Annotated in this window: 1 protein-coding gene; it reads right to left on the bottom strand. The window is 42.3% G+C overall.

From position 1 onward, the window contains the following. Positions 1-239: hypothetical protein (locus CF394_RS15980; RefSeq protein WP_207761731.1), on the bottom strand; the 239-nt coding region annotated here is incomplete at both ends.

The following is a 239-nucleotide window of genomic DNA, read 5'->3' as shown; positions in this document are numbered from 1 at the left end:
AGACGCTCTTCAGATCTAGGATAAAGGATCGATATTTTTTCGGCTATATCCGTGTTTTTTACTGCGGTATGGGCAAGCATTAAAGCCGGATTTGTAAGTTTTGTATCGTGAGCGGCAGCTAAATTTGGAGAGTTTCGGTCAAAGGTACAAGCAATATTGTCTGCGGCAGCTGCAATAATGTCGATTGTCATTTCGAGTGCTAGAGCGCCTTTACAAAATCCAAGTCTATTATCAAGGCG

This window comes from Tetzosporium hominis, from assembly GCF_002265435.1.
In the GTDB taxonomy this organism is placed as follows: Bacteria; Bacillota; Bacilli; order Bacillales_A; family Planococcaceae; genus Chryseomicrobium; species Chryseomicrobium hominis.
The sequence above is the reverse complement of the archived record's forward strand: the minus strand, read 5'-3'. Positions and strand labels throughout refer to the sequence as shown.